The organism is Labrenzia sp. THAF191a, assembly GCF_009363335.1.
Classification (GTDB): domain Bacteria; phylum Pseudomonadota; class Alphaproteobacteria; order Rhizobiales; family Stappiaceae; genus Roseibium; species Roseibium algicola.
Genome location: NZ_CP045333.1, coordinates 2,458,233 through 2,478,329 on the forward strand (window position 1 = coordinate 2,458,233; position 20,097 = coordinate 2,478,329).

A 20,097-nucleotide genomic window follows, 5' to 3' on the forward strand; every position below is an offset into this window, starting at 1 on the left:
ACAAAGTTCCTAAACGCAGGAAGCCCCCGGTCTTCCGGGTGCCTCCCCATAATCAATAATGGGAGGGAACGGCCATGCTATCGGACAATCCGGCACTGTTAGGGCTCTTTACCATCGTCGTCGGCGTTGGAGCCTGCCTTGCCTATTTCTTCTTTTCGAATGTCTTTCTCGACAAGGTCCTGTTTCCGGCGCGCGGCCCCAATGCAGGAAAGAACATCAACCGGGCGAACATGATCCGGCCCTGGCTGTTCCTGTTCCCGGCCTTGTTCGCGTTGACGCTCTATCTTGCCTATCCGGTCTTCGAGACCTTGCGGCTGTCGCTGACAGACCGCTCCCAGGGAGGGGCCTTTGTCGGCCTTGCCAACTATCGCCAGATGATGAACGAGGCGAAGTTCTGGGAAGCGGTGCGCAACAACATGCTGTGGCTGATTGTCGTGCCGGCTGCCTCGACGGCTTTCGGGCTGCTGGTCGCCCAGCTCACGGACCGGATCAGATGGGGCAACTTCGCCAAGTCGCTGATCTTCATGCCGATGGCAATCTCTTTCGTTGGCGCATCGGTCATCTTCAAGCTGATCTACGATACGCGCGCCGCCGATCAGAACCAGATCGGCGTTCTGAACGCGATCTGGCTGAAGTTTGACGGTGGCATCGGCTCCGTTGTCTTTCTGCAGCTTCTGCCGACCCTTCTCCTGCTGGCGTTCGCTGTTGTTGTTGCCTATGTGGCCTGGACCTTCGTGCGCGGCATTGTCGCCCGGGGGGAGGACAAGTCGATCTGGCTTCTGCCCCTGCGTCTTCTGGTCGCCGTTGGCGGGATCTGGCTGATCTGGATTTCGCTGAATTCCGCGCTCGGTGTCTGGATTGCCGAAGTGCCCTACGGCGAACCGCAGACCTGGCTGACCTTGCCGCTGTGGAACAACTTCTTCCTGATGGTGGTGCTGATCTGGATTCAGACCGGCTTTGCCATGGTGATCCTGTCCGCGGCCCTGCGCGGCATTCCGGAGGAAACCGTGGAAGCTGCGATCGTTGACGGTGCCAATCCGTTCCAGATCTTCTTCAAGATCAAGGTGCCGCAGATCATGGGGACCATCGTGGTGGTCTGGACGACGATCACGCTCACCGTGCTCAAGGTGTTCGACATCGTCTTCGCGATGACCAACGGCCAGTGGGAGACCCAGGTTCTGGCCAACTACATGTACGACAAGCTTTTCCGTGCCAACGATTGGGGAGTGGGGTCGGCGAGTGCCATCATCATCATGCTGCTCGTCACGCCGATCCTCGTCTGGAACGTTTACAACGCCCGGAAGGAGATGAAGTGATGGCCAGTATTGCTGGGAAAAAATCCGGCCTGACCTGGGCCGTTCAGATCTCCGTCGCAGCACTCGTTCTGTTGTGGCTGTTCCCGACCGTCGGGCTGTTCGTCTCGTCCTTCCGGACCGCGGACCAGATCTCCAGTTCCGGCTGGTGGGCGGCGCTGTTTCCGGCGAAGCAGAACGAGGTCTACCGGACTTCGGATCCGGACGAGACCCGTGTTGCCGACGGAGACCTTTTCACCGTGTCGGGCAACATCTTCGAAGGCGAGCCGCGCGAGATCCGCTCGTGGGGCGTCTCATCCAGAGACGTGTCTGCTTACCAGTCGGGCGAAACGGCGGATATGGGCGATGGCGAAAGCCTGACGCTCCAGGCCGACGGGTCCTATGTCTGGAAGGGCAATGACAAGCAGATCTCCGGCCGTGGCCAGCGTGTTTTCGTGACCGCGACCGTGCCGCCGGAATTCACGCTGGAAAACTACCAGACCATCCTCTTTTCCGGCACCGGACAGGACAACATGGGCAAGGCGTTCTTCAACACGCTGACGGTCACCATTCCGGCGACGATCATCCCGATCGTCATTGCGGCGTTCGCAGCCTATGCGCTTGCCTGGATGGAATTTCCCGGCCGCGCCCTCTTGATCGCCGCCGTTGTGGCGCTGCTCGTCGTGCCGTTGCAACTGGCGCTCATTCCGCTGCTGCGGCTTCATCTCGCCGTCGGTATCGGCAAGGGATACATGGGGGTCTGGCTGGCCCATACGGCCTTCGGCATGCCGCTCGCGGTCTATCTGCTCAGGAACTACATGGTCGGATTGCCGCGGGACATCATCGAGAATGCCAAGGTGGACGGGGCGACGGATTTCCAGATCTTCACCCGCATCATCCTGCCGCTCAGCTTTCCCGCCCTGGCGTCCTTCGCCATCTTCCAGTTCCTGTGGACCTGGAACGATCTGCTGGTGGCCAAGGTGTTCCTGATCGATGCCACAGGCTCGACCACGGTGATGACCAACCAGATCGTCGAACTCCTGGGAACGCGCGGCGGCAACTGGGAAATTCTCGCGACGGCGGCCTTTGTGTCCATTGCCGTGCCGCTCTTCGTGTTCTTCGCGATGCAGCGCTATCTCGTGCGCGGCCTGTTGGCCGGGTCGGTGAAATAACATGAACAAAATCAACAATCGGGAGCAGCCGGCATGACATCGTTGTCCTTGAAGAATGTCAGCAAGTCCTATGGATCGGTCGAAGTTCTGCGCAACATCAACATGGAGATCAACGCAGGTGAGCTGATCGTTTTCGTCGGTCCGTCCGGGTGCGGAAAGTCGACATTGCTGCGGATGATCGCAGGACTTGAAAAGATCACCGGCGGAACACTGGAGATCGACGGTGTGGTCGTCAACGACGTGCCGCCGGCACAGCGCGGCATTGCCATGGTGTTCCAGTCCTATGCGCTTTATCCGCACATGACGGTCTACGACAACATGGCCTTCGCCCTGAAGCTGGCAGGCAAGTCGCGCGACGAAATCGACAAGGCCGTGCGGGCGGCTGCGGACAGGCTGCAGCTAACTGCCTATCTCGACCGCCTGCCGAAAGCACTCTCCGGCGGTCAACGCCAGCGTGTTGCCATCGGCCGTTCGATCGTGCGGGATCCCAAGGTATTCCTGTTCGACGAACCGCTGTCGAACCTTGATGCCGCCTTGCGTGTTGCCACCCGGATCGAGATCGCACAGCTGAAGGAGAGCATGCCGGAAAGCACCATGATCTACGTCACTCACGACCAGGTGGAAGCGATGACCCTCGCGACCCGGATTGTCGTGCTGCATGGTGGAGACGTGGAACAATTCGGTGCGCCGCTGGACCTTTACGAGCGTCCCGCAAACACGTTCGTTGCCCAGTTCATCGGCTCTCCGGCAATGAACCTCGTCGATGCCAAGGTGACGGCGACCGGCCAGATGACATCTGTCCAGATGTCCGATGGCGGTCACGCGGATGTACCGATTGCCTCGCTCGACAGCGACAAGGGTGCGCGCGTCAAGCTGGGCGTGCGCCCGGAAGATCTCAGCGTTACCGAAGGTGACGATTATCTGGTCGCGGCGAATGTCGAAATCGTGGAAGCCCTCGGCGAGACAACAGTGCTCTATTTTGCGCCGAGAGAAGGCCACGATGCTTTCATTGCCAAGATCCCGGGTATCTACAAGGTCGAAAAGGGCACGGAACTGCGCCTGACGGCCCCGCCGGAAAAGCTGCATCTGTTCGATGGCGAAGGGCGGTCATTCCTTTACAGGTGATATTCCCGGCAGGATTGGGTGTTTTTGGTAACGCTGTTGACCCCCACCCCTAACCCCTCCCCACAAGGGGGAGGGGGACTAATGCTTTACCGCGCCACTATGTAGGTGCGCTGAAACCCGCTATCCCTTTTCAGGTATTCGGGCAGACAAGTGAGATCTTTTCAATCTGCACGGACTGATCCCCCTCCCCCTTGTGGGGAGGGTTAGGGGTGGGGGTATTCTTCGACTGAAGCTTGGGATACCAACCCCACTTAATCCTTGCCTCTAATCCCGGCAAGTCTAGTGCTGATGCCCTGCATGGCTGTGCCGGGTTGCATTGATGGATTCGACCTGGGCCTGCATCTCGATATGGCCGAAATCGAATTCGATCTCGATTTCGAATTCCTCTCCTTCCCGGAAAGGGCGGGTAAGGCCGCCGAGGCGCAGGGCCAGGGCGTTGGGAGCAAGAACGAGGGCCTTGCCCGGCTGGATCGGAACGGGCGGCAGGGGATCGTAGCCGGATTCACCGTCCTTCAGGGCAAAGCCGACCAGTTCGGCCTTCGAGGCGATGTCGGTGTGACCGCCAACCAGCTTTACCTGTCGTCCGGAGGTGTTCTCGATGTTGACGAAAAGCAGCGCGGAGTTGCCCGAAGTCTCGCGGATCCAGGCATGGACAGCACGCACGCCTTCAGACGTGCCTTCGTGGCTGTCTTCATCCTCATCGTGATGAAGTTCGGCTTCGTAATGCGTTTCGTGTGCTTCTGCATCGCCATGCCCTGTTTCGGAGGTAGTATGTGTACCGGACGCCAAGGCAGAGTAGGGCAGGCAGAACAGCAGCGGCAACAGGACGGCAAGGGCGCGCATATCGGGAAGATCCTTCAGGCTTCAGGTCAGGCGCGCAAATCAGTAATGATATTACGTGACATTGCCATGAAGGCCGGCAGAAGCGCGAGCAGCACCGTCAGACTGACGAAACCGGCAATGAGGTGAAACTCCGGCCAGTCGAGCGTTGCCGTCACCAGAATGTCCGTTCGGGAGGTGACAATTGAGGAGATGACATCGACCGCGATCCAGCCGACGCCCAGCCCGGCAGCCGAGCCCAGGACAATCAGGGTGGCGGCATAAGACCAGACCACGGCAAAGACGAAGCGTCCCGGTGCCCCGAGAGCCCGCAGGAGTGCCAGACGCCTGGCGAACAGCCGGGCAAGGGCTATCAGCCCCGTCAGGACGCCAGCGGTCACAAGCACCTGGGTCAGCACCGCCATCACCGACATGATCTGGCGGATGTCCCCCATGAGTGCATGAAGTTGCGCAAGCACCGCGCCTGGGAAGAACGCCATGGTGTCGTCGCGGGTGAACTCGGACCGCAGGGCGTAATTCGCCCAGAGTTCATTGGCATGAACGAGTATCGCCGGTGTTCCCGGGAAATAATCGGCGTCAAACGGCGGGCCGATCTGTGTCTGTCGTTCCGGGCCATGGCCATTGGTCAGCCCGTGCACTTCCCAGACGCTTTCCACCGGAACGAGAATGGCCTTGTCCCACGGGCTGCCGGTGGGCGGCATCCTGCCGACGATGGTGAGCGCGTGGCCGGCGTGGGCATCTTCTTCCGCGCTGTCACCAATCCCGTGCGCGGGTTCGAATGTCTCGCCAAGCTTCAGGTCGACCCGCGAGCCGGCAACCGCTTCCCCGCTGCCGGCAAAGAGCCTGCCTTCGGCGAGGTTCCCTGCCAGATGCGTGACGAACTGCGGCGTAGTGCCGACAACGGGTGACGACAGGTAGCTGTCGCCGAAGGCAATCGGGGCGGCAAGGTCGACGTCGTCATGGGTGGCAATCTCGTTGTAGATCTCGCCTCCCAGAAGCGGCACGTCGCTTGGGTTTAGATAGACGGCGGCAAACATCATGGTGATTTCGCTGCCGGGGGCTGCGACGATCAGATCGAACTTTTCCGCTGCCCGTGCCGTTCCCTTTTTGAGGCCGCGTTCCTGGGCTATCAGGCCAACGCCGATGCCGATGGAAATGGCGATCAGGGCAACAAAGGTCAGATTGGTCCAGCGGAAGCGCCAGAGCAGTGCTCCGACCAGCGCCTGAGGCCGGAAGCCCCAGATCACGATCAGGCCGGTTATCACGGCAGGCAACAGAAGCAGCACGAGCCACAGCGTGTCCTGGGCAAGTGGCGAAAGGTCCTGCCAGCGGTCTGCGACAAAGTCAGGCACCGGCGGCCTCCGTCTGCAGGTGGCCGTCCGTCACTTCAATGACCCTATCCATCCGGTCCAGCAGATGTTGGTCGTGGCTGACGGCGATCAGGGTCTTGTTCTGCGCGCGGGTCAGGCTGATCAGGTCTTCGATCAGGGCATCGGCTGTCTTGCGGTCGAGGCTTGCCGTCGGTTCGTCCGCGAGAATGATCGCGGGGTCGTGGGCCAGCGCGCGGGCGATCGCAGTGCGTTGGCGCTCGCCGCCGGAAAAACTGTCTACGGTCCGCGCTTCTGCCGGCACCTTGAGGCTCTTGAGAAAATCCCGTGCGGTGTCGGTGATCGACCGGCGCTTTTCTGCCGGGTTGAACGCCGTTGCAAGGGAGGCGTTGCCAAGGGCGCTCAGTTCCTCGAACAGCAGGAAGTCCTGGAAAATCAGCCCGACATGGCTGCGGCGGAACGCGGCGCGGGCGGCGTCGTTCAGCTGCACCAGATCGGTTGCACCCCAGCGGATATGACCTGTCATGGCCGGGTGCAGTCCGGCGAGCGCGTAGAGAAAGGTCGATTTCCCGGCTCCTGACGGGCCACGCAGGCCGATGGTTGCGCCTGGTGTTGCTTCAAAGTGATCGCAAGACAGCAACACCCGGCCACCCGGTGCCCTGACGCGGAGATCGTCGACTTGAAGAGCAAGATTCATGAGAAGTTGTCAGCTGCGTTCATAGACAGCATCGACCAGTCTTGCCCGGCTGACGAACCCGGTCTCTGGATCCTTGAAGGTTCCCAGCTCCAGAACGCCGCGTGTCACGATCTTGCTGTTGAAGGCGACCACATCGACAATGCGCTTGGTGTAGATGGCGAGAATGTCCCGCGGCCATTCCGCCTCGGTTTCACAGAACGGGCAAACTGCCATCGGAATCTTGGTGAGCACGAAGAACTGGCTGTCGGCCTTCAGGGGTGGTGCCATGTAGCCACCGACCGACACCCTGGTGCCTTCCAGTGAATGGGCGAGGTCGGAAAAGCTCCGGTCCTTGTTGTAAAGCGTGCGCAACTTGAGGGGGGCGTCCGCCGCACTTGCTGTGCCCTTTAGCAGATGCCCGGCAAACGGAGCGAGACCGAGCCCGACGATGAGCTGTCTGCGGTTCATGACATCGCTGGTTCTGGCCAATTCATGCTCCTAACTTATCCGGCTAATATGACAAACAGGCAAAGGCCTGGCGGGCGGCAGGCCTTCAGGATCCCTGGCCGGTTTTCGACCAGGGATCCCGCTGAGCGCTTGTTGAACGCTGACTGAAGGCTTATTGGGCGTTCACAGCGTGGTTCATGACGTGGAAGATCACGTTCTGCTCGATGGTGCCATCGACCAGGTGCGCCCACGGGCCCTTTGCGTAGACCGCAACATCTTCACCCGAATGGGTTTCGGAGGACTTGGGGATCAGCGCCTGCTGGACGTAGTCCAGATCGGTGGCCGTTTCCTGGTCCAGGTCCGGGCGCGAGCCGGTGTAGTCGTTTTCGCCTTCGCCCTTCTTCAGAACCGAGCCTGTGCCGTTCAGGTAACCGATCACGGTGTACGGCTTGCCGTCATCCGCGGTCAGAACCTTGTCGGAATGCTTGATACCAACCTGGGCAACGTCGTAGCAAAGGCCGAGGATGGCCGAGCCGCGGCCGCAATAGCCGTTGAAGGCGATGGCGTGTTCGTGGTCGGCGGTGACGATGATCAGCGTGTCTTCATCGTTGGTCAGCTCGTCAGCAATGGCAACGGCTTCTGCAAAGGCGACACCGTCGCGCATGGCGCGGGCCGCATTGCCGTCATGGTTGGCGTGGTCGACGCGGCCGGCTTCGATTTCCAGGTAGTAGCCGCCTTCGTTCTTGGACAGATACTCGATGGCTGCCTTGGTCATGTCGGCCAGAGACGGCTCGTCATTGTCGGCGCGGTCGGCCTCATATTCCATGTGGCTGTTGTTGAACAGGGCCAGGACGGGGCTGGAGCCGTCAAGCTTCAGCGACTGGAAACCGGCGGTGTCGGATGCGAACTGTGCGCCCAGCCCGGTTGCACGCTCAACCAGGTCGACATTGTCTTCGCGGCGGCCCTTCAGCCCACCCATTTCCTTGTCCTTCGGCAGGAAGTAACGGCCACCGCCGCCCATTGCGAAATCAACGGTGCCGGCTTCCATGGCGTCGATCAGCTGGGTTGCGATGTCTTTCTGTGCGGTGCAGCCTTCCGGCACGGCGTCTTCCCAGTTGCGGTTGGCGGTCTTGGCGTAGACAGCAGCCGGAGTTGCGTGGGTCAGGCGGGCGGTGGAGATGACGCCGACGGACTTGCCGGCTTCGGTCATCATTTCGGAGAACAGGGCAAGCTGGTTGCCTTCGACGGTGGAGCAATCGTCATGGATGGCTTCTTCGCCGAGGTTGATCAGGTTGAAGCGCTGCTTCACGCCCGTGTTCATCGAGCCGGCGGTCGGAGCGGAGTCCGGCGTCTGGGCGTTGATGTTGTAGGTCTTGACCAGGGCGCTGTAGAACTCCGGAGTTTCGTACGGGAGAACGTTTTCCTCGCCCAGCATGCCTTTCTGCTGACCGTCGAAAAGGCGGGTGGCGTAGTTGGTTCCGACACCGTTGCCGTCTGCGATCAGCAGGATCACGTTCTTGGCGCGGTTGGTGTTCGGCTGACGGTCCAAAATGGCCTGAATGGCGGCTTCGCCATCCTTGTACCACTGGCTGGAGGCTTGCGGCAGGGCGTCCTGAGCAAAGGCGACGGAGCCGGTCAGAGCCAGCGCCAGCGAAGTGCAAACGATCGTTTTCATGATATCTCCCGGAGGTGAGGGTGCATCCCGGGAGCTACTTAAAAACGCTGCATGACATCTGATTGACAGTTGGATGACGAAACAGATTTGTTATTTTATTACATAACTTCGACGATTGAATTCAACTCTTCTACTTTTGCGCCGTCTTGTCTCTTCTTCGGTAGCGTCTTGTCATCGAACCGCAGGGTTATTCCCTGCCGGGTCATCGGCCTGGCAGCCTCGTGAAACGCCCGGGCAATTACAGATAGAAAAATGGCGTCCTGAAATCTGAGGACGCTGTCGCGTCCTGTGTTCCTGGGCTGCCCCCTATCCCCTATTGTCACATCATTTTCATATGAGCGTCGAATAAGGTTCATATGAAAATGTTTTAACGGGCTTCGAAGTCAGGCTTTTTCGAGTCAACATGATGCCTTTGGAGCAACTGGCCTTCTGCATCTGCAGGAGGAGAGGGGACGATGGCGGATCAGAAGAACATGCTTGGGCAAATAGACATTTCAAAGCGTCAGGCCGAAATCGCGGATCTGGTACAAAAGGCAGGATTTGCGTCCGTCGAGGAACTGGCGGACCGGTTCGAGGTGACCACGCAGACAATTCGCAGGGACGTCAACGGTCTTTGCGAACTGGGGATCCTGCGCCGGACCCACGGCGGCGTCGAGCCTCCGGCACCGGCGTCCAACATCCATTATTCCACCCGGCAGATCCTCAATCTTCCGGAAAAGCAGCTGATTGCGAAACTGGTGGCCGGTCATGTCGGCAACAACCAGTCGATCGCGTTTTCTATCGGCACCACTCCGGAGATCGTGATGCAGGCCCTGGTGGGGCACGAGAAACTGGCGGTTTTCACGAACAATCTGAACGTGGCCTTCACGGCTTCGGTCAACCCGTCGTTTCAGGTGACCATCACCGGCGGGCGGTTGCGTCATGGCGACCGCGACGTGCTGGGGTCCGCAGCGCAGGCGTTCTTCTCCAACTACAAGGTCGATATCGGCATTTTTGGTGTCGCAGGTGTCGATGAAGACGGCACGCTGCTGGATTTCCACGAGGACGAAGTGGCGGCCCGCCAGTCGATACTCGCCAATTGCCGCCGGTCCTATCTGGTCCTCGATCACAGCAAGTTCGGCCGGAACGCCCATGTGCGCGGCGGTCAGCTCAGCGATGTCGATGCGATCTTCACCGATTGCCCGGTGCCGGATGTTTTCCTGGCATCGCTGGAAGGCACGAAAACGGAAGTGTTCGTGGCCGACGACGGGGATGAGGCGTGACATCAGATCCGCATATCCCGGGTGCAAAACCCTCTGGCGCCGGCAAGCCGATCGTCCTTGAAACGGTGTCGCGTACCTGGGGTGAGACGGTGGCTGTCGATGGCCTGTCGATCGATATTCCGGCAGGCTCCTTCACGGCACTTCTGGGACCGTCCGGCTGTGGCAAGTCAACGACATTGCGCATGATCGCGGGCCTCGAGAATGTCAGCAGCGGACGCATCCTGATCGGCGGAGAGGATGTCACCGGTCGTCCGTCGGCCAAGCGTGACCTTGCCATGGTGTTCCAGTCCTATGCGCTGTTTCCACATCTGAATGTCGGTGAGAACATCATCTTCGGCCTGAAGGTCCGCCGGGTCGGCAGGGCCGAGCGGGACCGGCGTCTTGCAAGGGTTGCCGATCTTCTGGGCCTTGGCCAGTTACTGGAGCGCAAGCCGGGTCAGCTTTCAGGCGGTCAGCAGCAGCGTGTCGCGCTTGGACGGGCAATCATCGGCGAAAAGCCGATTTGCCTGATGGACGAGCCGCTGTCCAATCTCGACGCCAAGCTGCGCCATGAAATGCGGGTGGAAATCCGCGCGCTGCAGCAGCAGCTCGGCTTCACGATGGTCTATGTCACGCATGATCAGGTCGAGGCCATCACCATGGCCGATCAGGTGGTGCTTTTGAATGGTGGCCGGCTGGAGCAGGTGGCGAGCCCGCGGGATCTTTACGAAAAACCGGCAACGCCCTTTGCCGCCTGTTTTATCGGTACACCGCCAATGAACCTCTTTCCGGCCAATGCCTTCAGGAAGCTGTGCACCGCGCCGGACTTCAAGCTGGGCCTGCGCCCGGAGGCAATGCATCTGGAAGACGGTGGTCCAGTCAACGCGTCTGTTCGTGCCGTCGAGTATCTTGGGGCGGATGTGCTGGCCGATTGCGAAGTTGCCGGCACCGGTTTTCAAGTGCGCCTTCCGGCCAGCCGGGCCTTCACGCCAGGCCAATCCGTGCAGCTCGGCTTTTCGCCGGACGACCTTCATGTTTTCGACGCCGATACCGGCCGCCGCCGGGACGATCTCATTTCCGAGTTCGGAGCCTTGTTGCGCTCCTGACCTGCTGCGCACGCCCGCGTAGACCGACCGCAGACCTGCGGATTTTCGAACCTTAGGAAGTAAGCTGATGTTGAAGTCCACTTTCCTGAAAGCCGTTGCGGCAACGGCGCTTACCTTCAGCACCTGGGCCTCCGCTCAGGCTGTTGATTTGCAATTCTATTTTCCGGTCGCCGTTGGCGGCAAGGCTGCTGACACCATCCAGGAACTGACCGACGCCTATGTTGCGCAGAACCCGGATGTTACCATCGACGCCGTTTATGCCGGCTCCTACCAGGACACCGTCGCCAAGGCGATCACCGCTTCGCGCGGTGGCAACCCGCCCCAGCTTTCGGTGATCCTGTCTGCCGACATGTTCACCCTGATCGATGAAGACCTGATCCAGCCCTTCGACGACTATCTGACCAGCGACGAAGACAAGAAATGGGTCGAAGGCTTTTATCCGGCATTCATGGAGAACAGCCAGACCGGCGGCAAGACCTACGGCATTCCGTTCCAGCGCTCCACGCCGGTGCTCTACTGGAACAAGGAAGCCTTCGAAGCGGCCGGGCTTGATCCGGAGGTCGCTCCGGCAACCTGGGACGAAATGGTCGAATTCGGCAAGAAGCTGACGAAGAAAGACGACAGCGGCAATGTCACCCAGTGGGGCGTGCGTATTCCGTCTTCCGGTTTCCCGTACTGGCTGTTCCAGGGCCTTGCCATCGAAAACGGCGCGATTCTGGCCAATGCCGACGGCAACAAGACCAACTTCGATGATCCCAAGGTGGTAGAGGCGCTGCAGTATCTTGTCGATCTCAGCACAAAGCACGAAGTGATGGCTCCGGGCATCATCGAGTGGGGCGCAACACCGAAAGCCTTTTTCGAAGGCCAGACGGCCATGATGTGGACGTCCACCGGCAACCTCACCAACGTTCGTGACAATGCTCCGTTCAAGTTCGGCGTTGCCATGCTGCCGGAAAAGGCACAGCGCGGCGCACCGACTGGCGGTGGCAACTTCTACCTGTTCAAGGGCGCTTCCGACGAACAGAACAAGGCTGCCGTCAAGTTCGTTCAGTGGATCACGGCTCCGGAACAGTCCGCGAAGTGGACCATCGCAACAGGCTACGTCGCTCCGCGCGCCGAAACCTGGGAAACCGACACGATGAAAGCTTATGCGGCTGATTTTCCGGCTGTCCTGGTTGCCCGCGACCAGCTGGACTTCGCCAAGGCTGAACTGGCGACCTACCAGAACCAGCGCGTGACCGGCATCTTCAACGATGCGCTGGCTGCTGCCATCACGGGCCAGAAGGATGCCGAAACGGCGCTGAAGGAAGCTCAGGCGCAGGCCGACGAGATCCTGAGCGAATACCGCTAACGCCATTCGGGGCGGAGCGCCGGGTCCCACTCCGGTGTTCCGTCCCGTTCCCCAGACCTTTCGCCGTCCTAACCGCAATTTGCTTTAGGTCGCGTTTTTCTCCTTATCGGGGCCTAGACCATGAAGCGGGGCATTGCCTTGAAACGCGACTGGATCCACGGTTGGCTGCTGTTGCTGCCGGCAATGGTATTCCTGTTTGCCTTTACCCACATCCCCGCGGTCACGACGTTCCTGAACAGCTTCTTTTCCACCCCGCGCGGACGTCGCCCGGCCAAGTTCATCGGTCTATCCAATTATGAGCGCATGCTGGATGACCCGGTGTTCTGGAAAGTGCTCTGGAACAACGTCTGGTTCGCCTTTGGCACCATTCCGGTCTCCGTGGGCCTGGCGATCGTCATGGCGCTCTGGGTCAACGACAGGCTGGTTGGCAGAAGCTTCGTGCGCATGGCCTATTTCACGCCGACCGTTCTGCCTCTGATCGCCGTCGCCAACATCTGGATGTTTTTCTACACGCCCGGCTTTGGCCTGGTCGACCAGATCACCGGTGCCCTGTTTGGCTGGCCTGCCAGCAACTATCTCGGCAACCCGGACACCGCGCTCAACGCCATCATCGTGGTCACCGTCTGGAAGGAAGCCGGCTTCTTCATGATCTTTTACCTGGCGGCGCTGCAGGCAATTCCGGTCACGCTGAAGGAGGCCGCGCAGATCGAAGGCGCCGGGCGCTGGACGATTTTCTGGCGGATCACCTTTCCGCTCCTGATGCCGACGACCCTGTTCGTCTGCGTCAACGCGGTCATCAATTCCTTCCGCCTGGTGGACCATATCTTCATTCTGACGGACGGCGGGCCGGACAACGCCTCGGCACTGCTGCTGTTCTACATCTACGAGGTCGCCTTCCGCTTCTGGGAAACCGCCTATGGTGCAACGCTCACTGTCGCTCTTCTGGTGCTTCTGTCGCTGCTTGCCATCGGCCAGTTCTTCTTCTTCGACCGCAAGGTGCATTACAAATGAGCGGCGCCGGCCTTTCCTTCGACAGGGTGCTCAACACCTTCGCTGCCTGGGCATTGGCACTCTTATGGGTGCTGCCGCTGGCCTATGCCATCTGGACCGCGTTTCATCCGGCGGCCTATGAGGCACGGTTCGAGCTTCTTGCACCGCTGACACTCGACAATTTCGCAAAAGCCTGGGATGCGGCGCCCTTCGCCCGCTACTTTCTGAACACCTTTCTGCTGGTGTCGATGATCTTAGCCGGGCAGTTTTTCCTCGGCACGCTGGCTGCCTTTGCCTTCGCAAGGTTCCAGTTTCCCGGGCGCAATATCCTCTTCACGCTTGTCTTGCTGCAGCTTCTGGTGATGCCGGACATCCTGATGGTGGAAAACTATCAGACCATGCGCATGCTCAATCTGGTGGACACCATCCCCGCCATCGCGCTGCCCTACATCGCGTCCGGCTTTGGCATCTTCCTGCTGCGGCAAACCTTCATGACCATCCCGAAGGAACTGGACGAGGCAGCACGCATCGAGGGTGCTTCGGTTCTGGGCGTGTTGTGGCGGGTCTATATTCCGCTCGCAAAGCCGACCTATCTTGCCTACGGCCTCGTTTCCGTCAGTCACCACTGGAACAATTTCCTGTGGCCGCTGATCGTGACCAACTCGGTGGACACCCGCCCGGTTACCGTCGGTCTCAGCATCTTCTCGGCCATCGACAGCGGGGTGGAATGGTCGGTCATCAATGCCGCGACGCTGATGACCTCCGGGCCGCTGCTGATCGCCTTTCTGCTGTTCCAGAGGCAGTTTGTCCAAAGCTTCATGCGCGCCGGCATCAAATAAAATTATTCAGGGAAACAGCAGAAACCGGGGATGAATGACCATCGTCCGGACGGCCAAACCGCTTTGGCAAGGCGCATAGGCCTTTGTGCCACTTTTTAAGGCAAGGGCTTTTATGCTAATGGATTTAAATCCCGGTTTTCTGCGGGGTTTTCGCCTTAAGTTTTTCTGATCCCCGAGCATCGAGGAGCCCCGCCGTGTCACTCAAATTCCTTGCCATTGGCGAATGTATGGTCGAGATGGCACCAACGGGTGAGGGCACCTATGCCATGGGGTTTGCCGGCGATACGCTCAACACCGCCTGGTATGCGCGCAAATGCCTGCCTGCCGACTGGACTGTCGGCTATTACACTGCGGTCGGCCGCGATCAGGTGTCGGAGCAGATGCTTTCTTTCCTGAAAGGATCAGACCTGGAGACGGCTGCCATCCAGAAGCGGGACGACCGGACGGTCGGCCTCTACATGATCCAGCTGAAGGACGGCGAACGCAGCTTCGCATACTGGCGATCGCAATCGGCAGCCCGGTGTCTTGCCGCGGACGGGACACATCTTGCATCTGCGCTTAGTGGTGCGGGGTTGATCTACTTCAGCGGGATTACCCTTGCGATCCTTCCACCGGAAGATCGGGCAAAATTTCTGGACGCACTCAGAACCGCGCGAAAAGCCGGTGCCAAAACGGCGTTCGACCCAAACCTGCGTCCGCGTCTTTGGGAAGACGCGGACACCATGCGGGCAAGTGTTACGGAAGCTGCCGGCTGCTGTGATTTCCTGATGCCGTCCTTCGAGGACGAACTGGCCCATTTCGGTGATGCAACGCCAGACGTCAGCGCCGACCGCTATCTGGCTGCAGGGGCAGGCATGGTTGTGGTCAAGAACGGGCCGGAAGAGGTGATCTGCGCGGATGCCGTTTCCCGGCAGGCTTTCCAGCCAGCGCCGGTTTCCAGCATTGTCGATACGACTGCAGCCGGTGACAGCTTCAATGCCGCGTTTCTTGCGAAATATCTTTCGGGGGGCGACGTCCCGGCAAGCGTTGATGCCGGTGCAAGTCTCGCCGGCAAGGTGATCCAGCACCGTGGTGCCCTCGTTGCCTGTCTCGAAACTGCCTAAGGGTAAGTGCGTATGATTCGACTGGTGATTGATTGCTTCAAGAAGAGGCGTTCAACCCACAAGAGAATATATTGCGATTATTGACAGTATGATTTAGGAGCGGCTCCGAATTCTTTCGCGATTATTTGCCCGTAAATAACTTTATGCGATGAAATTAAGCTTTCATTCGCTCCTTGTCCTTACCCTACGTTCGGTTTTGATCGTTGGCTGAACGGGCCATCTGATGGGGGGTACGAATGTTCTCAGGCATGCGTTTGTCTAAAAAGATTCCGGCGCTGGTTTTGGGCGCCGCTGCGGTGGTTGGCATCGGTGTCGGTGTAGAAAGCTACCTCACGTCTTCTGTGATCGTGAAAGAACTGACGAAGGAACGCCTTCAGACGGCTGCCGAGACTGGCGAAAAGGAAACAGTCGCCTATCTGCAGGCGATCGAACGCGAACTCATTCTGACGGCTGAGCACCCTGGCACAGCAGCCGCTGTCCAGGAGTTCGCCTCCGTCTGGGATTTCTGGAAAATGTACGGCGGCAATCCGCAGGAAGAACTGCAAGCTGCGTATATCACCGGCAACCCGCATCCGACCGGCGAGAAACACAAGCTCGACCGGGCCGAGACCGGGTCGGCTTACGACGAGGTGCACGCCAAGTATCACCCCTGGTTCCGAAAACTGCAGCAGGACCAGGGCTATTACGACGTGTTCCTGTTCGACGCCAAGGGCAACCTCGTCTACACGGTCTTCAAGGAACTGGATTACGCCACGAATTTCGAAAAGGGTGGTGGCCAGTGGGCGGATACCGACCTCGGCGAAGTCTATCGCAAGGCGATGGCGATCACCGCCGAGGACGAAGTCGCCTTTGAGGATTTTGCCGCCTATAAACCGAGCTTCGACGCCCCCGCCAGCTTCATGGCGCACCCCATTCACGTGAATGCAGAAACGGTTGGCGTAGTGGCCTTCCAGATGCCGATCGACAAGATCAATTCCCTCATGAGTAGTGGTCTCGGGCTTGGAGAAACCGGTGAATTGGCTTTGATCGGCGAAGATCGCATGATGCGCAATGACACGCCGCTCACTGCCGACAAGAACGATATTCTGGCTACGGAACTGAGTGGGCCCGTCATCGACAAGGCCTTCGCGGAAGGCAGCGCCTTCGGCATGTCTACCTACTTTGGTGACGAACTGATGGACGTTGAAGCGGAGAAGTTCACCTACCAGGGCAAGAACTTCGCCATCGTCGCCATGCAGCCTTATGCAGAAGCCGTTACCCCGCTGACAGATATGCGCAACCGGATGGTCCTCGCCGGGCTCGCCTTGCTTGCGATTGCCGCTGCCCTTGGCTTCTTTGCAGCTCGCTCCGTAACAAAGCCGATCAACATGGTGGTTTCCGCCATGAACCGGCTTGCCGATGGGGACACGCGCGTAGAGACGGACGGTTCCGAGCGGGGCGACGAGATTGGCGACATGTTCAAGGCTGTGGCGATCTTCAAGGAAAACGCCATTCAGCGCCGTCATCTTGAAGACCAGGCCCGCAACGAACGTGACAGGGAACGCCAGCGCCAGGCTTTCCTGGAAGGGGTGATCACGGACTTCAAGTCGATCATGACTGATCGCCTGGCAACCGTGTCCGACCAGATGGAACGGATGCGGGGGGCAGCTTCAACGCTGGAAGACCTTGCAACCAATGCCAAGTCTGAATCCGATCAGGCAGGCCACGCCTCCATCAGCGCTTCTGAAAACGTCGCCGCCGTTGCCGCCGCAACAGAAGAAATGACGGCCACGGTTCAGGAAATCGCGAATCAGACCGAAGCCACCACCCGCATCGTTCTGGAGACCGTGGAAGCGGCGGAACAGACCAACCGCAACGTTCAGACGCTGTCGGAAGCTGCCGAACATATCGGCAGCGTGGTCAATCTCATTCGCGATATCGCAGAGCAGACAAACCTTCTGGCGCTCAATGCCACCATCGAGGCTGCCCGTGCGGGTGAAGCCGGTCGCGGTTTTGCGGTCGTGGCATCGGAAGTCAAACAGCTTGCAGAGCAGACCTCCAAGGCGACGGACGAGATCTCCGGCCGGATTTCAGGAATCCAGTCCTCGGTTCGCGATGCAGCGGGTGCCATCGAGCACATTGCCGAGAAGGTGTCCGACATCAAGAACCTGACCAGTTCCGTGGCAGGGGCTATCGAGGAACAGCGGGCGGCAAACCAGGAAATCGCGCGCTCGGCTCGTTCTGCCAGCGACAGCACAGGCAATGCAGCCAGCAGCATGTCGTCTGTTTCCGGTGCAGTTGAACAAACGTCGACGGAAGCCGGATCGGTCAACACCGCGTCCGACCTGGTTTCGGAGGCAAGCGACAGCCTTGCCCGCGAGGTCGAGAAGTTCCTGGCGGACGTCACGAAGGACGTCGAGGACCGGAGACGTTCGGTGCGCAAGGCGATATCCGAGGATGTTGCCATTACCTTCGCGGACGGTCGCAAGCGCACCGCGCAGCTGATCGACGTCAGTGTCACCGGTGCGCAGATCCTGGATATGACCGACCTGCCGATTGGCGAGCGCATGACGCTGGAATTCCTGGATGGCACCGTGCTGCAAGGCAAGGTCGTGCGCCAGACAGGAGCAGGCTGCGGCGTCGAATTCGCCGAACAGCTAGCAGAGAGCCACATTCTCATCGCCGCCTAAGACGGCAATCTCAGGAAACGAAAAGGGCGCCTTTTGGCGCCCTTTTTTGTTGACGAAAGCCTTGGTTCACCGATCCGATCCGTTGCGTCTGGGATGAAGGGTGAGGGGAAAATGAAAGGTGCCGTTGGCGGCCTCTTTTCAAGAAAGACCTCTCCGTCGTCATCCCGGCCAAGCGCAGCGCGAGCCGGGACCGGGGAACCTCCGAGCCCGCTGCCATTTCTGTTGGCACCAGATGGAAAGGCCCTGGCGCCCCGATCCCGGATCTTCGCTTCGCTGCGTCCGGGATGACGGATGAGGGGGAAAGGAACGGTGCTGTTGGCGCCTTTCCCTGTCCTCATCATGCACGACCCTCATCCTGAGGAGGGCCAAAGGCCCGTCTTGAAGGATGGGCCACTTGCTCAGTCTCAGCTGCTTGAGCCTATCCAGCGTCCCGTTGGGCGATCCAGTCGTGATCCGGATGGTTCTGGAAGCGCCACTTGCGCATCGGGCCGGCCATGACGTTCAGATAATACATCTCGTAGCCGTAGGGTGCGCCGCAGGGGTGATGGCCCTTGGGAACCAGCACCACGTCGCCATCGGCCACAGCCATCGTCTCGTCCAGCTCGCCGTCCTCGGTGAAAACGCGCTGGAACCCGAAACCCTGTTTCGGGTTCAGGCGGTGGTAGTAGGTCTCTTCCAGATAGGTCATGTCCGGAAAATTGTCTTCGTCGTGCCGATGCGGCGGGTAGGACGACCAGTTGCCCTGGGGTGTGAACACTTCCGTCACCAGCAGGCTGTCGGCGATATCGCTTTCTTCCATCGCAATCGGGTGGATATAGCGGGTGTTTGCACCCTTGCCACGTTCCACCTGGCCGATGTCCGTGATCACACGGGCCTTGTAGTTGCCCTTGCCGGGGGCGGTGCAGACCGCCAGAACGCAGTCGGTTGTTGCCGTTGCGGACCAGCTGCTGCCGTTGGGCACATAGACGCAGTGCGGCTTCTTGCGCTCGAAAACGCTCATCCGGTCGCCCAGCTCACCAAAGCTTTCATCTCCAGCGGAAATCGACGCCTTGCCTTCAACCAGGACAAGGATGACTTCCTTGTCACCGGTTTCTTCCGAGGCCGACTGTCCCGCTTCCAGATGATACAGGCCGAAGCCGACATAGCCCCACCTGGCGCTTTCAGGCGTGATGTCGTGCACCTTGCCGGAGGTGCCGGACGGTTTGACGAGAAGATGGCTCATGTCAAATCCACTTCCTTTGCGAGTTGCTTGAGGGTCTTGAGGCCGAGGCTCTGATACTGGAACGGATTGCGGACTTCCGGGTCCTGCTCTGCCTCGATAACGATCCAGCCTTCGTAGCCGGTGTCCTTCAGGATCTGGAGAAGAGGTTTGAAATCAACGCCGCCTTCCTCGTCACCCGGTACGGTGAAGACGCCGGCACGGACGCCGTCCATGAAGGACTTCTTGTCTTCGCGGATATCCTTCATCACGGCAGGCCGAACGTTCTTGGCATGGAAATGCTTCACGCGGGCAGCGTGTTTTTCCAGAACCGGCGCCGGATCCTGACCATTGCTGCCGAAATAGCAATGACCGGCATCGAACAGCAACTTGGTCGCCGGGCCGGTGGCATCCATGAAAGCGTCGATTTCCGCCGGTGTCTCGACCACAGTGCCCATGTGGTGGTGGTAGACAAGGTCGATGCCCTGGCTTGCGCAGAAGGCGGCAAGTTCCTCGATCTTGGCGCCGAAGGCTTTCATCTCTTCTGCGGTCAGGACCGGGCTGGTGTTGATGTCGACCTGGGAACCCTGAATGGTGTTGGAGGTCTCGCAGGCAATGCAGACCTTGCAGCCATTGTGCTTCAGCTTGTCCAGATGCGGCTGAATGGCCTTCTTTTCGGCCTCGACCGACTGGGCAAGCAGGTTGAGCGAGTACCAGCCGGAAATGAACTTGAGGCCATGGCCGCCCAGAAGCTGTTTCAGCTCTTCCGGATCGTTCGGCCAGCGGTGGCCGTTCTCGATACCGTCGAAGCCGATTTCGGAAGCTTCCGACAGGATTTGCTCGGTCGGAATATGTGCGCCAAGGGTCTGGTCGTCATCATTGGCCCAGGCGATCGGGTTGGTGCCGTAAAGGATCATGGCTGTTGTCCTGTAACGCATCGGAGCGTTGGAGTTGATCGTAACTTTCGAACCTCATCCTGAGGAAGCGCTTCAGCGCTGTCTCGAAGGATGGGCCACTTGTTCGGAATTGCCGCCCATCCTTCGAG

Annotated in this window: 17 protein-coding genes; 10 read left to right on the forward strand and 7 right to left on the reverse strand. The window is 59.5% G+C overall.

What is annotated here, in order from left to right; genetic code table 11:
- Nucleotides 1-74: 74 nt before the first annotated feature.
- Genes FIV05_RS11295 through ugpC form a run of 3 tightly spaced genes read left to right on the forward strand, consistent with a single transcriptional unit; the run spans nt 75 to nt 3,589 of the window.
- Nucleotides 75-1,316: a sugar ABC transporter permease gene (locus FIV05_RS11295; protein ID WP_055656417.1), complete on the forward strand. Its 1,242-nt coding sequence runs from the start codon at nt 75-77 to the stop codon at nt 1,314-1,316.
- Nucleotides 1,316-2,464, forward strand: a complete 1,149-nt coding sequence (locus FIV05_RS11300; protein ID WP_152509606.1) for a carbohydrate ABC transporter permease — start codon at nt 1,316-1,318, stop codon at nt 2,462-2,464. Before FIV05_RS11295 ends, FIV05_RS11300 begins: the two co-directional genes overlap by 1 nt.
- 33 nt (nt 2,465-2,497) lie before the next feature.
- A complete protein-coding gene (gene ugpC / locus FIV05_RS11305) occupies nt 2,498-3,589 on the forward strand; it encodes a sn-glycerol-3-phosphate ABC transporter ATP-binding protein UgpC (RefSeq protein ID WP_023001182.1) in 1,092 nt (363 codons plus the stop codon).
- A gap of 279 nt (nt 3,590-3,868) precedes the next feature.
- Here the strand turns inward: ugpC and FIV05_RS11310 are convergent, their stop codons facing one another.
- From FIV05_RS11310 to FIV05_RS11330, 5 genes are all read right to left on the reverse strand, one after another.
- On the reverse strand, nt 3,869-4,432 hold the full coding sequence (locus tag FIV05_RS11310) for a copper chaperone PCu(A)C (protein WP_152509607.1): 564 nt from the start codon (nt 4,430-4,432) through the stop codon (nt 3,869-3,871).
- Nucleotides 4,433-4,458: 26 nt separating this feature from the next.
- Nucleotides 4,459-5,781 (reverse strand): FtsX-like permease family protein, encoded by a 1,323-nt coding sequence (locus FIV05_RS11315; protein ID WP_152509608.1) that lies wholly within the window; start codon nt 5,779-5,781, stop codon nt 4,459-4,461.
- Nucleotides 5,774-6,454: an ATP-binding cassette domain-containing protein gene (locus FIV05_RS11320; protein ID WP_152509609.1), complete on the reverse strand. Its 681-nt coding sequence runs from the start codon at nt 6,452-6,454 to the stop codon at nt 5,774-5,776. Before FIV05_RS11320 ends, FIV05_RS11315 begins: the two co-directional genes overlap by 8 nt.
- Nucleotides 6,455-6,463: 9 nt before the next feature.
- On the reverse strand, nt 6,464-6,922 hold the full coding sequence (locus FIV05_RS11325; protein ID WP_209009942.1) for a hypothetical protein: 459 nt from the start codon (nt 6,920-6,922) through the stop codon (nt 6,464-6,466).
- 130 nt (nt 6,923-7,052) lie between these two features.
- Nucleotides 7,053-8,555, reverse strand: coding sequence for an alkaline phosphatase (locus tag FIV05_RS11330; protein WP_075283666.1), 1,503 nt, complete (start codon nt 8,553-8,555; stop codon nt 7,053-7,055).
- A 455-nt stretch (nt 8,556-9,010) separates the two neighbouring features.
- Here FIV05_RS11330 and FIV05_RS11335 point away from each other — a divergent pair, with 455 nt between their 5' ends.
- The 7 genes from FIV05_RS11335 (at nt 9,011) to FIV05_RS11365 (ending at nt 17,854) form a co-directional block, all read left to right on the forward strand.
- Entirely contained in the window at nt 9,011-9,817 is an 807-nt protein-coding gene (locus FIV05_RS11335) for a DeoR/GlpR family DNA-binding transcription regulator (RefSeq protein ID WP_023001188.1), read from the forward strand.
- Nucleotides 9,814-10,902 (forward strand): ABC transporter ATP-binding protein, encoded by a 1,089-nt coding sequence (locus FIV05_RS11340; RefSeq protein WP_173013826.1) that lies wholly within the window; start codon nt 9,814-9,816, stop codon nt 10,900-10,902. Before FIV05_RS11335 ends, FIV05_RS11340 begins: the two co-directional genes overlap by 4 nt.
- A 67-nt stretch (nt 10,903-10,969) precedes the next feature.
- Entirely contained in the window at nt 10,970-12,253 is a 1,284-nt protein-coding gene (locus FIV05_RS11345; RefSeq protein WP_075283663.1) for an ABC transporter substrate-binding protein, read from the forward strand.
- 120 nt (nt 12,254-12,373) lie between these two features.
- On the forward strand, nt 12,374-13,264 hold the full coding sequence (locus FIV05_RS11350) for a sugar ABC transporter permease (protein ID WP_077291824.1): 891 nt from the start codon (nt 12,374-12,376) through the stop codon (nt 13,262-13,264).
- Nucleotides 13,261-14,082 (forward strand): carbohydrate ABC transporter permease, encoded by an 822-nt coding sequence (locus FIV05_RS11355; protein ID WP_152509610.1) that lies wholly within the window; start codon nt 13,261-13,263, stop codon nt 14,080-14,082. Before FIV05_RS11350 ends, FIV05_RS11355 begins: the two co-directional genes overlap by 4 nt.
- A gap of 194 nt (nt 14,083-14,276) precedes the next feature.
- A complete protein-coding gene (locus tag FIV05_RS11360; RefSeq protein ID WP_152509611.1) occupies nt 14,277-15,185 on the forward strand; it encodes a sugar kinase in 909 nt (302 codons plus the stop codon).
- Nucleotides 15,186-15,433: 248 nt separating this feature from the next.
- Nucleotides 15,434-17,854 (forward strand): methyl-accepting chemotaxis protein, encoded by a 2,421-nt coding sequence (locus tag FIV05_RS11365; RefSeq protein WP_209009943.1) that lies wholly within the window; start codon nt 15,434-15,436, stop codon nt 17,852-17,854.
- Nucleotides 17,855-18,272: 418 nt separating this feature from the next.
- On the opposite strand, the gene iolB is transcribed toward FIV05_RS11365, so the two are convergent.
- Together iolB and iolE are read right to left on the reverse strand one after the other, a co-directional pair.
- On the reverse strand, nt 18,273-19,076 hold the full coding sequence (gene iolB / locus FIV05_RS11370) for a 5-deoxy-glucuronate isomerase (RefSeq protein ID WP_075284837.1): 804 nt from the start codon (nt 19,074-19,076) through the stop codon (nt 18,273-18,275).
- The gene (gene iolE, locus FIV05_RS11375; protein ID WP_152509613.1) at nt 19,073-19,969 is read right to left on the reverse strand and encodes a myo-inosose-2 dehydratase; all 897 of its coding nucleotides are present in this window, start codon (nt 19,967-19,969) and stop codon (nt 19,073-19,075) included. The genes iolB and iolE overlap by 4 nt, the downstream gene beginning before the upstream one ends.
- Between the last annotated feature and the right edge of the window lie 128 nt (nt 19,970-20,097).